The following is a 13,180-nucleotide window of genomic DNA, read 5'->3' as shown; positions in this document are numbered from 1 at the left end:
CCGTCTGAAACAGCCTGATTTTTTAATTCATGTTTTATTGTGATAATTGTTGACGATTTTTGTATGTTTATGTAACTATTGCGCACTACCATTTAATTAGAGTAAAGAGGAGAATTATGAGCATACTCGCCGCTATCCGCCCTAAAGAGCCTTTGCGCAATCTGCGCTGGTTTGACATGCTGATTGTTACCGCTATCCTGTTCGGTCAATTTGCCTACCGTTCTACCCAACTTTATATTGCCAGCCTGATGCCGCAAGTGGAAACGGCCGCGGTTGCCGAAGAAGTGCGCGATACTGCGGTAACCGGCGTGGCTTATTCGGAAAACATGAGCCTGCAGTTGATGCTGCTTGCTATTGCTCTGATTTACCTCGTTATCCGCCGTTTCGACTTCAAACAGTTGCCGATTCGTTTTAACTTAGGCGTGTTGTTTTGGACGCCTGTGATTTTTATCCTGATGGGTCTGACCGCCGATGCGGTAACTTCGTTAAGCGGCGGCTACAATTACTTTACCACTGAAATCTTCCAATACATCAAACCATTATCCATCTTCGACAAATTCGCTGCCCTTGCGCCGATGGCCATCCTCTACGGCCTTTTAAACGGCTTTTACGAAGAATTCTGTTTCCTCGGCCTTTTAACCTGCGTGGAAGACAAATACAAATGGCAGGCATTGGCCTATTCAACCTTGGTACGTGTCTCCTTCCATACTTACCAAGGCATGCTTTGGGCGACCGTTATCGGCGTTGTTTTCGGCTTGATGTACTACTTCTTCTACAAATACAAAGTCAAAAACCTGTTGCCGTTTTTCCTGATTCACGCCTTGGCAGATATCTTCGGCTCCGGCTTCATCTATTTGATTTGCGCTTAATGGCAATAGTTGAATGAATAAACAAGGCCGTCTGAAACATCATTTTTCAGACGGCCTTTTATCATCTATCGGTTTACTTAATCAAAGTAATTGCCACATCCGCATCTTCGGTTGCAATTGCCTCAATCACTGCATCGCTGCCAAACCTCAACACCGAGCCTGCGCCGACAGTATGTTTTTCAGTCTGATTCAACGTCACGTCAAAGCTTCCTTTTCCAACGGCAAAAATCAGCGTTTTAAAACCCGGATGATCGTGCGGCTTAATCTGCTCCCCTTTCTTCATGTCTTTCTTAACGACCATGTAATTTTCGCCGCTGAAAATCTTACCGTTTTCGGAAGAAACCTCCCCCAAAGGCGCGGCAGAAACGGCAACGGAAAACAAAGCAGACAGCAATACAGCGGAAATATTGGAAACTTTCATGACAAGCCTTTCTTAAAACAGGGCTTCCATTCTATAAAAATCCACTTTATTCTTCAATAATAATTCTCATTTTCTAATAAAAAGACCGTCTGAAACCCAACGATATTGTTCAGACGGCCTGATTGACCTGTATAATATTTTCTTATTAATAAAACCGCTTTACACACCCATCAAATGGAAACCGTCAGAAAAGATCCGCTCGGCTCAGCATGGATGGTTATTGCCGCGCTCGGCTTTACCGTCATGAACCTCTCCGTCAAAGCCGCCTCAACGCAATTCGGCTTTTCCAGCGGCGAGCTGGTCTTTTGGCGCATGCTGGTCTCCACCCTGTTCTTAGGCATCATGGCCAAAGCGCAAGGCAACACATTTTCCACGCCGCATTGGAAAACCCATCTTAACCGCAGCGTCATCGGCACGCTTGCTATGATGTGCACGATTTATTCCGTCATGCATCTGCCGCTGGCAACAGGCGTCACACTCAACTACACGTCCTCCATCTGGCTTGCCATCTTTTCATTTTTCATTTTAAAAGAAAGAATTACGCTTTATACCCAAGCCATTTTGGTTATGGGCTTTATCGGCGTTATCCTGTTGCTCAACCCATCTTTTCAAGGCGGACAGGAATTTGCCGCGCTGGTCAGCTTAGCAGGCGGCGCCATGTCGGGCTGGGCGTATTTGAAGGTGCGCGAACTCTCGCTTTTGGGCGAGCCGGGCTGGCGCGTGGTGTTTTATCTGTCGCTTACCGGCCTGATTATGTCTGCCATTTGGAGTTGCTTTACCGGCTGGCATCCGCTGACCGTGTCTTCCCTGCCCTATCTGGCCGGCATCGGCATCTCCGCCATGATTGCCCAACTTGCCATGACCCGCGCCTATAAGGTCGGCAAGAAATTTACCGTTGCCTCGCTTTCCTACCTGGCTGTCGTTTTCTCCGCCCTGTCCGGCGTACTGCTTTTCGGCGATAAAATCACTTGGCAGGAAGCCGCCGGCATGGTTATCATTGTTGCAGGCGGCGTGTTCAGCAGTTTTACTCCGGCCTCAATCAAAAAATTTCTGATGAAGCAATAATTTAACAAGGAGAACACCATGATTTCCATCCGCGAACAATCTTACGGCTTAAACGTAGCGCTGTACAACGAGTTCACTTTGGACGATTTCCGCCAATTGGAAGAAGCCTTGTTGGCCGCAAAACAAAAAATCCATCTGCCCGACATCCTGTTGGACTTGTCCATGTTGAAAGACTTCACCATCGATATGGCGGTCGAACAAATCAAATTCCTCAACCAACACGAAACCGACTTCGGCCGCGTTGCCGTCATTACCGACGACATCTGGATCAGACTCGGCGCGCGCCTTTCCAGCCTCCTGACCAACCAACATCCCAAATATTTCAGCGACGCCACTGAAGCACAGGCTTGGCTGTTGGCAAGCAATTTGAAATAAAGATAAGGCCGTCTGAACGCATTACCTGAGCAAATTCAAAACCGCTTAGGTCAAACAACGGTATCACAATATTTTTCAAAGCATAAAAAGGCCGTCTGAAACCTTGCAATCCGCAAAGTTTCAGACGGCCTTTCATTGTTTTCATTCAAAAACTTACATCACATCCAATACATCAATACCCAACAACTCCAAACCTTGTTTCAGCGTGTCGCCGGTCAGCTTCGCCTGTTGCAGGCGGCTGTTTCGGGTTGCACCTTCGGCTTTGAGTATCGGGCAGGCTTCATAGAAGCGGCTGAACAGGGTGGCGGTTTGGTAGAGGTAGGCGGCGAGGTAGTGCGGATACGCCGTATCTGCCACGCTTTGCAGCACGTCTTCAAATTTCAGAAGCTCGGCGGCAAGCTGTTTTTCCAGCGGTTCGGTCAAAACGGTTGGCGCGGTTGCGTCCCATTCGCCGGCTTTGCGGAACACGCTTTGCACGCGGGTGTAGGCGTATTGCAGGTAGGGGGCGGTGTTGCCTTCAAACGAGAGCATGGCGTCCCAGTCGAACACATAATCGCTGGTGCGGTTTTTGCTCAAATCGGCGTATTTGACCGCGCCGATGCCGACGGTTTTGCCAATTTTAGCGGCTTCATCCGCACCCAATTCGGGATTTTTTTCTTTCACCAAAGCAGTGGCGCGTTCAACGGCTTCGGTCAGCAGGTCAACCAGTTTTACAGTGTCACCACTGCGCGTTTTGAACGGTTTGCCGTCTTTGCCCATCATCGTGCCGAAGCCGATAAACTCGGCTTTTGCATGTTCCGGCAGATAGCCTGCTTTGCGGGAAGTGGTGAAAAGTTGTTCGAAGTGCAGGGCTTGGCGGTGGTCGACGACGTACAGCAGGCGGTCGGCTTTCAGACGGCCTATGCGGTAGCGCAGACACGCCAAATCGGTGGAAGCGTAAAGGAAGCCGCCGCCTTGTTTTTGCACGATAAACGCAGCGGGTTCGCCTTCTTTGTTTTTGAACTCGTCCAAGAACACGACTTTCGCGCCGTCGTCTTCGACCGCCAGACCTTTTTGAACCAAATCATCAACCACGGGCTGCAAATCGTCGTTGTATTTCGATTCGCCCGCTACGTCCTCAGGACGCAGTTTCAAGCCCAGCGTGTCATAAACGGCTTGGGCGTGCGAGAGCGAAATATCGACAAACTGTTTCCACAACGCCAACACGGTTTCATCGCCGCCTTGCAGCTTCACAACGTATTCGCGCGCGGTATCGGCAAAGACAAGGTCTTCGTCAAAGCGCACTTTGGCAGCGCGGTAAAACTGCTCCAAATCCGCCAACTCAAACGCGGCATTATCTTTTTGCTGCTCAACCAAATAAGCAACCAACATGCCGAACTGCGTACCCCAGTCGCCGACGTGGTTTTGGCGGATGACGGTGTTGCCCATAAATTCCAATACGCGCGAAATGCTGTCGCCGATGATGCTGGAACGCAAGTGGCCGACGTGCATTTCCTTCGCCAGATTGGGCGAAGAGTAGTCAATGACGACGGTTTGCGGTTTGTCGGTTTTTGCTACGCCGAAACGCGCGTTGTTCAAGGCCGTCTGAATGTTTTGGGCGAGGAACTCAGGACGCAGGCGCAGGTTGATAAAGCCCGGGCCGGCGACTTCCGCGCTTTCAATCATGGCATTGTCGGCCAATGCTTCGGCCACTTTTTGCGCCAACTCGCGCGGATTTTGTTTGGCTTTTTTCGCCGCACCCATTACGCCGTTGATTTGGAAATCGCCGTGTTCGGCATTCTTGGTCGGCTGCAAAACAACGGGGCTGTCGGCAATGCCTGCAGCGGCAAAGGCTGCTTGGGCTTCACGTTCGACGGTTTGGTATAAATTCATGTTGTCGGTCTCTATCAATTCAAATCAGGCGGTATTTTAAAAGAATTTCGGGCTTTAAAACAGGGCAAGCTGCAATACTTTTCCAGCGGCTTGTTATATGATTGTATTCTGATTCAACGATTTTGCTGTAAAGGCCGTCTGAAAGGAAAAGCCATGAACCCCCAAAATACACTTTGTCTGATTGTCGATATTCAAGAACGCCTGTTGCCCGCCCTTTCTGGCGCGGACGAAATGTTGGAACGCTGCCGCCTGCTGATTCAAGGCTTGACGGCCTTGGACGTACCCTTTGCCGTAACCGAACAATACCCGAAAGGTTTGGGCAACACCGTATCCGCCGTATCGTTGCTATTGCCCGAAGGTACGCCTGTTATCGAGAAAACCCGATTCTCGGCGTTTTTGCCCGAAATTCAGGAAATCTTACGCAAAAACGACATCAAAAACGTTATTTTGGTGGGTGCGGAAGCGCATATCTGTATGCTTCAGACGGCCTTGGATTTGAAGGCGCAAGGTTACGCCGTATCCTTGCCTTTTGAATGCACCGCCTCTCGCACAACGGCCAACCGCGACAATGGTTTGGCGCAACTGAGCCGTCAGGGCATTACCGTTTCCAATGTCGAAAGTATTTTGTTCCAACTGCTCGGCGATGCCAAACATCCGGCCTTTAAGACTATCTCCAAACTGATTCAATAACAGGCCGTCTGAAATGCAATACACCATCCGCCCTGCCCTGCGCCAAGACTTGCCCGCCATCGTCGATATTTACAACAGCACCGTGGCCACGCGCCAATCCACGGCCGATTTGTCGCCGACCACGGTTGCCGAACGCGAAATATGGTTTGCCGCACACACGGACAAACGCCCGATCTACGCCCTTTACGACACCGACGGCACCGTATTGGCCTGGGGCAGTTTCAGCGACTACCATCCGCGCTACGCCTACCACATCAGTGCGGAAGTCAGCGTTTATGTCCGCCACGATATGCGCGGCGCAGGCGTGGGCAAAATCCTGTTGCGGCATATGCTCGAACGCGCGCCGTCCTTAGACATCCGCAACGTCATCGCGCTTGTGTTCGGCCACAACTATCCGAGCCTGAACCTGTTTCACCGTTTCGGTTTTGAAGAATGGGGGCGGCTGCCGCAAGTCTGCGATTTGGAAACCATGTTGGCAGACGTTGTGATTTTGGGCAAAAGGATTGTGGATTGATTACGGCAAAGGCCGTCTGAAAACTGAATTCAGACGGCCTTTTGACGGCAAAACCTTTATTCCGGTTTCTTCGCCAGCATGGTGACGAATTTAAACTGAATCGGATTGCCAAATTCGTCTTTCGCGTGCATCGAGCCCAGCTCTTCCTTGTATTCCACCAATTCCCAATCCTTATAGTATTCGCGCAGCTCGCCTTCACTGAATTTGAATGGGAACGGCATCGGACAAGGGAAATCTTCCGTATCCATCGCAGACACTATCAAATTGTAGCCGCCGGGGTTGGTGTGTTCCTTCATATTGGCAATCACGTCAGGAACGTAACGCGGCATCAGGAACATAAACACCACGGTCGCCACCATATAATCGAAGTTTTCCTGAATATTGGCGGCGTTGAGGTCGTATTCAAACGCGCGGACATTCAATTCTTCAATACGCGCCAGCTCTTCCACGTTTTGAACCGCATGGGGATTATTATCGACAGCGGTAACGTCAAAACCTTTCAAACCTAAATACAGCGCATTGCGCCCCTGACCGCAGCCCATATCCAAAACCTTGCCGACAGGTACGATGCCCTCGGCGGCACGGACGGCCGAATGTGTCGCGCTCATGCCGTATTTCTTATTGAAATAGTCCGCCGCCTCGCAGTAAAACGACAGTTGGATTTCCGTGTCTTGCGTTTGCGGCGCGATAAAGTGCCATGCTTGCGGATGGATAATCCAATCATCGCTTTCAGGCGTCAACTCGTACGTAGCCGTAATATTACCCGCCTCGTCCACTTCGTTGAAGTTCAGACGGCCTTGGAGGACATTGAGGCAGCCCCAAGTACCGGCGGCAGTATTGTGTTTGGACAACAAGGCTTCGGGAATCTCGTCCGCCGTCCACACCGGCATCTGTTTGTAACAAAACAATTCTTGCTGTTTGCTCATCATGTTTCCTTTCTATTTTGACGGTTTCAACACAGCTTCTGCCAAAGCTTTTTGAATGGCAATCACGCTCTTGTCGCTTTTAAACTGCAAGGTTTCGGTCGGCGCTTCGCCAGAAGAAACCCAAATCTTCAGCTCGGCATCCAAATCGAAATGGCCCGAGGTTTCCACCGAAAAGCGTGACACGGAACGATACGGAATCGAACGGTAAGACACTTTCTTGCCGGTCAATCCCTGCTTGTCCACCAACACCAGCCGATATTCGGTAAACACAATCAAATCGCGCACCAGGCTGAATGCCATTTTTACCTGTTCGCCATCAATCAGGATATTCGCCAAATCGCGTTCCACCGCATCGGCGTCTTTTTGCGAAGCATTGCCCAAAAGGCCGCTGAATAATCCCATATCTGCCTGCTTTCTATACGAGTGATAAGTGCAGGGTATTTTACACGCGCAAACCGTATTTGCCGATATTTCAGACGGCATTTGCCGATATTTCAGACGGCCTTATGTTATGATACCGCCTTATTCGACAAAGACATGCCCATGGATAAACCCGTTTACCTCTACACAGACGGCGCATGCAAAGGCAACCCCGGCGCAGGCGGCTGGGGGGTATTTATGCGCTACGGCACACACGAAAAAGAATTGTTCGGCGGCGAAGCCGAAACCACCAACAACCGCATGGAGCTGACCGCCGTCATCGAAGGACTGAAATCCTTAAAACGCCGCTGCCAAGTCATCATCTGCACCGACTCGCAATACGTCAAAAACGGCATGGAAAGCTGGATACACGGTTGGAAAAAAAACGGCTGGAAAACCGCCGCCAAAAAACCGGTCAAAAACGACGATTTATGGAAAGAACTGGATAGCCTGGTTCAACAACACGATGTCCGTTGGACGTGGGTAAAAGGCCACGCCGGACACCCTGAAAACGAAAAGGCCGACGAGCTTGCCAATCAAGGGGCGGCAAAATTTGTATGACACTTCATCCATGAATGTACTCAAACATCTCAAACCATTCTTTTGGATTGCCGTCATTGCATTGATTTGTGTGACACCCATAACGCTGATGTTCGCCTATTCGCCCTTTCATGATGTCAATGATTTTTTTAAATTTGGATTGTGTGACCACGTTAAGAGTGCCGAAGAATGTGCCGACTTAATCACGCCCGCCTATTGATTTTGGTGGTTTATACTCAAACCGTGGTTTTTCGCATTCATCACGCTGACTGCTATTTACCTAATTCTAAAAATCCTGATTGAAATCATCCGATTCCTATTCAGACTGAGAAAGAGAAAACCATGACCTGCCCCATCTGCACTGCCGACAACGAAGATATTTTGCTGCAAACGCCCAACCTGCGCGTTATCGCCGTCCACAACGAAGCCGGCGCACCGGCATTCTGCCGCGTGATTTGGAATGACCATGTCTCCGAGATGACCGACCTTTCCCCTGCCGAACGCAACGAAATCATGGAAATGGTGTATCAAGTTGAAGCCGCAATGCGCCAAGTCTTCCGCCCGGCCAAAATCAATTTGGCCAGCCTCGGCAATGTTGTGCCCCATCTGCATTGGCACGTTATCGCCCGCTTTGAAAACGACGCCAACTTCCCCGCGCCGATTTGGGCCGCACCCGTCCGCGAACACGGTATGACCTTGCCCGAAAATTGGCCGGAACAAATCAAAAACTTAATCGCTTAAACTTTCAGACGGCCTGTAAGGTCCAACACGCCAAGCTTCAGGCCGTCTGAACATATAACGAAAGGAAAACCTCAATGAACTCCACCACGCGCCGCCATTTCCTGCGTACCTGCTCTGCCGCGGCAGGCGCAGGGTTGTTGCAAGCCTGCGGCACAGGCACGACCACCACGCCGCAAACTAAAACCACATCTACCACCGCGAAAGCCAAAACCGTGCAACCTAAGCAACCCCATCCGCCACGTTCCGGCGACAACCTCCTGCGCGTTGTTGCGCCGTCAGGCTTCGCCGAAGACTCCAACCGCGTGACCACCGGCCTGACCCGCCTCTACAACGCAGGCTTTACCGTGACCAACCAACAGGCAGGCAGCCGCCGTTACCAACGCTTTGCCGGCAGCGACGCCCAACGCGCCGCCGACTTCCAAGACGTTGCCAGCGGCCGCGTCGAAACGCCCAAAGTCTTGATGGGCCTGCGCGGCGGCTACGGCGCAGCACGCATCCTGCCGCAAATCGACTTTGCCTCACTCGGCGCCAGAATGCGCGAACGCGGCACATTGTTCTTCGGTTTCAGCGACGTGTGCGCCGTCCAACTCGCCCTGTTGGCCAAAGGCAATATGATGAGCTTTGCAGGCCCGATGGTGTACAGCGAATTCGGCAAAGCAGACCCCAGCGTCTTTACCATGGATTCGTTCATCCGCGGCACGACCAACAACGTCAACATCGTTGATGTTCCGACCATCCAACGCGCCGATGTCAACGTCGAAGGCACATTATGGGGCGGCAACCTCAGCGTTCTCGCCTCCCTCGCCGGTACGCCTTACATGCCCGATATTCAAGGCGGCATCCTCTTTATCGAAGACGTCAGCGAACAGCCTTACCGCATCGAGCGTATGCTCAATACGCTTTATCTGTCAGGTGTTTTGCAAAAACAACGCGCCATCATCTTCGGCGATTTCCGCATGGGCACCATCCGCGACGTGTACGACTCCAGCTACGACTTCTCCGCCGTCGTCAACCACATTTCGCGCACCGCCAAGATTCCTGTATTGACCGGTTTCCCATTCGGCCACATCACCAACAAAACCACTTTCCCTTTGGGCGCGCATACCAAAGTCCGCAGTACCGGCAACGGCGGTTATTCCGTAACCTTCAGCGGCTATCCTACGCTGAACCCGTCCGCGCTGACACTCGACAGCCTGCTGCCGCCTCCTGTTCCGACTTACGACAGCACCATCTACCGCGACAGCATCACTGAAGAAGTGACCGAATAAGGCTTGTTCAAATCAAAAGGCCGTCTGAAACCCAGTTTCAGACGGCCTTTTTATATCTTCATCTTAACCGTAACGTCGTTGGAAATCTTTCATAAAGTCGGCCAACGCGTTCACACCTTCAAGCGGCATCGCATTGTAAATGCTGGCACGCATACCGCCGACGGTTTTATAACCCTTGAGCAGGCACAAGCCCTGCAACTCGGCTTCCAACACAAAACGGCGGTCCAAGTCTTCGCTTGCGGTTTTGAAGACCACGTTCATTTTGGAGCGCGCATCAGGATGAATATCGTTGATGTAAAAACCTCCGCTGCCGTCTATCGTCTCATACAAGGTTTGCGCCTTTATTCGATTGACTGCTTCAATTTTTTTCACACCGCCCTGCGTTTGCAGCCAGCGGAACACCAAACCCGACATATAAATCGCATAAGTGGAAGGCGTGTTGTACATACCGTCGCGGTTGATGTGCGAACGGTAGTTGAACACATCGGGAATATCGTTTGGACAACGCTCCAGCAAATCCTCGCGGATAATGACCACGGTTGCACCGGCAGGACCGATATTTTTTTGCGCGCCGGCATAAATCAAGCCGTAATCGGACACATTAAACTCACGAGACAAAATCTCGCTTGACATATCGCACACCAACGGCGGCAGGCCGTCTGAAAGTTTGGGGACGTTTTGATACTGCAAGCCGTTTACGGTTTCATTAATCGCAAAATGAACAAACGCAGAATTCGGGTTGACATCCCAATCCTCAACCGCAGGCAGGTTTTTATAGGCATATTGCTCGCCGCCATGCGCGGACAAACGGATTTCGGCATTGCTCAAACGGCTCATCTGTTCATAGGCAATACGGCTCCAGTTGCCCGTTACCACCGCGTCGGCAGTCGCAAAACCGTGCGCCAAATTCATGGCCGCCATATTAAATTGCGTGGTCGCACCGCCCTGTAAAAACAAGATTTTATAGTTGGACGGAATATTCAAAAGCTGGCGCAAGTCTTGTTCGGCATGATGCAGAATACTCAAAAACATATCCGAACGGTGGCTCATCGCCATCACGGGGAATCCCGTACCGTTGTAGTCGAGCATCTCCTGTTGTGCGGTACGCAATACCGCTTCCGGCAATACGGCAGGACCGGCGGAAAAATTGTAAATCGGATGTGCAGACATGGCGGCCTTCTTTCTTATTCGGTGGGTATGAAGAAATTGTAGAACCGCCTTGCACATTGTGCAAGCACGAAAAATCCGGAAATTCAAGACCGTCTGAAAACAAAGCAATACCAATTCTTTGTTTTCCAAAATAATTTCAAAACTATCATATCAAAACTTGTCAACAATTCCCTTTTCAGACGGCCTCAACCCTACCCTTTACATTTAAGCAATCACTTCAAAAAATCCACGCCAAATCAACACTTTTCTTTTATCTTGAAAACAGTTATAATAGGCCAATTTTTCAAATCACACGAAAAATGGCCGCGCGGCCATTTTTTTGTTTATGTACTTCAGGAGAAGCATGGATATTCAAAGCATTCTTGATAAAACCCTGCCCGGCTTGGGCTACGAGCTGGTCGATTTCGAACTGACCGCACAAGGCGATTTGCGCGTTTTCATCGATAAAGAAGGCGGTATCACCGTCGAAGACTGCGCCACTGTCAGCAACCATCTGAGCCGCGTGTTTATGGTTGAAGACATCGACTACAAACGTTTGGAAATCTCCAGCCCTGGCCTTGACCGTCCGTTGAAAAAAGCCGCCGACTTCGTGCGCTTTGCCGGCCAGAACGCCAAAATCAAAACACGCCTGCCGATTGATGGTCAGAAAAACTTCATCGGCCGCATCGAATCTTGCGAAAACGACATCGTTACCGTCTCTTTCGACGGCAAAACTGCCCAAATCGAATTGAGCAACATCGACAAAGCCCGTTTGCGCCCCGAATTTAAATTTTAAAAACCGATTACTTGGAGATTCTAGAAAATGAGTCGCGAAATGTTACAGCTGGCCGAAGCGCTGGCAAGTGAAAAAAACGTTGAAACGGAAGTCGTATTCAAAGCCCTTGAATTCGCCCTCTCTACTGCTGCCAAGAAAAAAGCCGACCGTGAGCACATGGACGTGCGCGTCGAAATCGACCGCGATACCGGCGAATACCAAACCTTCCGCCGCTGGCTGATTGTTGCCGATGAAGACTACACCTACCCTGACGTAGAAAAAACCATCGAGGAAATCCAAGAAGAAATTCCCGGCACAACCATCCAAATCGGCGAATACTACGAAGAGCAGCTGCCAAACGAAGGCTTCGGCCGCCAAGCAGCTCAAACTGCCAAACAAATCATTCTGCAACGCATCCGCGATGCGGAGCGCGAGCAAAACCTGAACGAGTTCCTCGCTTCTAAAGAAGACATCGTTTCCGGTACGGTAAAACGTGTCGAGCGCCACGGCATCATCGTTGAAGTCGTCGCGGGCAAACTCGACGCACTGATTCCGCGCGAAGAAATGATTCCGCGCGAAAACTTCCGCAGCGGCGACCGCATCCGCGCCCTCTTCCTGCGTGTGGACGAAATCGGCAATACCGGCCGCAAACAAGTCATTTTGAGCCGTACCAGCGGCGACTTCTTGGCCAAACTCTACGCCAACGAAGTACCTGAAATTGCAGACGGCCTGTTGGAAATCCGCGAAGTAGCACGCGACCCCGGCCAACGCGCCAAAGTTGCCGTTAAAGCCAACGACCAACGCATCGACCCGCAAGGTACTTGTATCGGCGTGCGCGGTTCCCGTGTTAACGCCGTGAGCAACGAATTGTCCGGCGAACGCATTGACATCGTATTGTGGTCTCCTGAGACAGCCCAATTCGTGATGAACGCGCTGTCTCCTGCCGAAGTGAGCCGCATCGTGATTGACGAAGACAAACACGCCGTTGACGTGATTGTTGATGAAAACCAACTGGCGCTGGCCATCGGCCGCGGCGGTCAAAACGTCCGCCTGGCTTCCATCCTGACCGGCTGGCAGCTGAACATCATGACCGTTGAAGAAGCCGACGAGCGCAATGCCGCCGAAGACGCCGTTATCCGCAACCTCTTCACCACCCACTTGAACATCGACGACGAAACCGCCGATATCTTGGTGGAAGAAGGCTTTGCCACTTTGGAAGAAGTTGCTTACGTTCCAGCGGCAGAATTGCTCGCCATTGACGGCTTTGACGAAGAAATCGTTGAAACCCTGCGCAACCGCGCACGCGACGCGATCCTGACCATGACCATCGCGGCAGAAGAAAAACTGGGCGAAGTGTCTGAAGACATGCGCAATCTGGACGGCGTAGATTCCGATATGTTGCGCAAGCTTGCCGAAGCAGGCGTGACCCAACGCGACGATCTGGCCGAATTGTCTGTTGACGAATTGGTCGAAATTACCGGTGTTGACGAAGAAGAAGCCAAAAAAGTGATTTTGGCTGCACGCGAACACTGGTTTACTGAAGAAAACAACTAAG

15 protein-coding genes are annotated in these 13,180 nt (G+C 51.0%); 10 read left to right on the top strand and 5 right to left on the bottom strand.

All coding sequences use genetic code 11. The features are described 5' to 3' along the window. Positions 1 to 116: 116 nt before the first annotated feature. A complete protein-coding gene (locus tag ACTHSN_RS00490) occupies positions 117 to 869 on the top strand; it encodes a CPBP family glutamic-type intramembrane protease (protein WP_070461358.1) in 753 nt (250 codons plus the stop codon). A gap of 73 nt (positions 870 to 942) precedes the next feature. Here ACTHSN_RS00490 and ACTHSN_RS00485 read toward each other — a convergent pair whose 3' ends face one another. Then, positions 943 to 1,290: a hypothetical protein gene (locus ACTHSN_RS00485; protein ID WP_070461357.1), complete on the bottom strand. Its 348-nt coding sequence runs from the start codon at positions 1,288 to 1,290 to the stop codon at positions 943 to 945. A 174-nt stretch (positions 1,291 to 1,464) separates the two neighbouring features. Here ACTHSN_RS00485 and ACTHSN_RS00480 point away from each other — a divergent pair, with 174 nt between their 5' ends. After that, positions 1,465 to 2,355, top strand: a complete 891-nt coding sequence (locus tag ACTHSN_RS00480; protein ID WP_107768875.1) for a DMT family transporter — start codon at positions 1,465 to 1,467, stop codon at positions 2,353 to 2,355. 18 nt (positions 2,356 to 2,373) lie between these two features. Continuing rightward, the gene (locus ACTHSN_RS00475) at positions 2,374 to 2,730 is read left to right on the top strand and encodes an STAS/SEC14 domain-containing protein (protein ID WP_070461355.1); all 357 of its coding nucleotides are present in this window, start codon (positions 2,374 to 2,376) and stop codon (positions 2,728 to 2,730) included. 153 nt (positions 2,731 to 2,883) lie between these two features. Here ACTHSN_RS00475 and argS read toward each other — a convergent pair whose 3' ends face one another. Beyond that, positions 2,884 to 4,602 (bottom strand): arginine--tRNA ligase, encoded by a 1,719-nt coding sequence (argS, locus tag ACTHSN_RS00470; protein WP_440364996.1) that lies wholly within the window; start codon positions 4,600 to 4,602, stop codon positions 2,884 to 2,886. Between the two features lie 153 nt (positions 4,603 to 4,755). On the opposite strand from argS, the gene ACTHSN_RS00465 reads away from it, so the two are divergent. Together ACTHSN_RS00465 and ACTHSN_RS00460 are read left to right on the top strand one after the other, a co-directional pair. Then, on the top strand, positions 4,756 to 5,292 hold the full coding sequence (locus ACTHSN_RS00465) for an isochorismatase family protein (RefSeq protein ID WP_107768877.1): 537 nt from the start codon (positions 4,756 to 4,758) through the stop codon (positions 5,290 to 5,292). A gap of 13 nt (positions 5,293 to 5,305) precedes the next feature. Beyond that, on the top strand, positions 5,306 to 5,806 hold the full coding sequence (locus ACTHSN_RS00460; RefSeq protein ID WP_107768878.1) for a GNAT family N-acetyltransferase: 501 nt from the start codon (positions 5,306 to 5,308) through the stop codon (positions 5,804 to 5,806). Between the two features lie 56 nt (positions 5,807 to 5,862). On the opposite strand, the gene tehB is transcribed toward ACTHSN_RS00460, so the two are convergent. Further along, positions 5,863 to 6,732, bottom strand: a complete 870-nt coding sequence (tehB, locus tag ACTHSN_RS00455; RefSeq protein ID WP_199904667.1) for an SAM-dependent methyltransferase TehB — start codon at positions 6,730 to 6,732, stop codon at positions 5,863 to 5,865. 12 nt (positions 6,733 to 6,744) lie between these two features. After that, positions 6,745 to 7,134, bottom strand: a complete 390-nt coding sequence (locus tag ACTHSN_RS00450) for a PH domain-containing protein (RefSeq protein WP_003678731.1) — start codon at positions 7,132 to 7,134, stop codon at positions 6,745 to 6,747. Positions 7,135 to 7,275: 141 nt separating this feature from the next. On the opposite strand from ACTHSN_RS00450, the gene rnhA reads away from it, so the two are divergent. From rnhA to ACTHSN_RS00435, 3 genes are all read left to right on the top strand, one after another. Next, positions 7,276 to 7,713, top strand: a complete 438-nt coding sequence (gene rnhA, locus ACTHSN_RS00445) for a ribonuclease HI (RefSeq protein ID WP_107768880.1) — start codon at positions 7,276 to 7,278, stop codon at positions 7,711 to 7,713. Positions 7,714 to 8,034: 321 nt separating this feature from the next. Further along, entirely contained in the window at positions 8,035 to 8,433 is a 399-nt protein-coding gene (locus tag ACTHSN_RS00440) for an HIT family protein (protein WP_107810229.1), read from the top strand. A 74-nt stretch (positions 8,434 to 8,507) separates the two neighbouring features. Continuing rightward, positions 8,508 to 9,701 carry an LD-carboxypeptidase gene (locus ACTHSN_RS00435; RefSeq protein WP_004519319.1) on the top strand — a complete coding sequence of 398 codons (1,194 nt, stop codon included), beginning with the start codon at positions 8,508 to 8,510 and terminating at the stop codon, positions 9,699 to 9,701. 63 nt (positions 9,702 to 9,764) lie between these two features. On the opposite strand, the gene serC is transcribed toward ACTHSN_RS00435, so the two are convergent. Then, positions 9,765 to 10,871, bottom strand: coding sequence for a phosphoserine transaminase (gene serC / locus ACTHSN_RS00430; protein WP_440364995.1), 1,107 nt, complete (start codon positions 10,869 to 10,871; stop codon positions 9,765 to 9,767). Between the two features lie 343 nt (positions 10,872 to 11,214). On the opposite strand from serC, the gene rimP reads away from it, so the two are divergent. Both rimP and nusA read left to right on the top strand, forming a co-directional pair. Beyond that, entirely contained in the window at positions 11,215 to 11,646 is a 432-nt protein-coding gene (rimP, locus tag ACTHSN_RS00425; RefSeq protein WP_003685973.1) for a ribosome maturation factor RimP, read from the top strand. Positions 11,647 to 11,673: 27 nt separating this feature from the next. Next, positions 11,674 to 13,179, top strand: a complete 1,506-nt coding sequence (nusA, locus tag ACTHSN_RS00420) for a transcription termination factor NusA (RefSeq protein WP_440364994.1) — start codon at positions 11,674 to 11,676, stop codon at positions 13,177 to 13,179. Position 13,180 lies beyond the last annotated feature (1 nt).

The organism is Neisseria sp. P0009.S010 (genome assembly GCF_051958545.1).
Taxonomy (GTDB): domain Bacteria; phylum Pseudomonadota; class Gammaproteobacteria; order Burkholderiales; family Neisseriaceae; genus Neisseria; species Neisseria subflava_A.
This window is presented reverse-complemented; position numbering and strand designations above follow the sequence as displayed.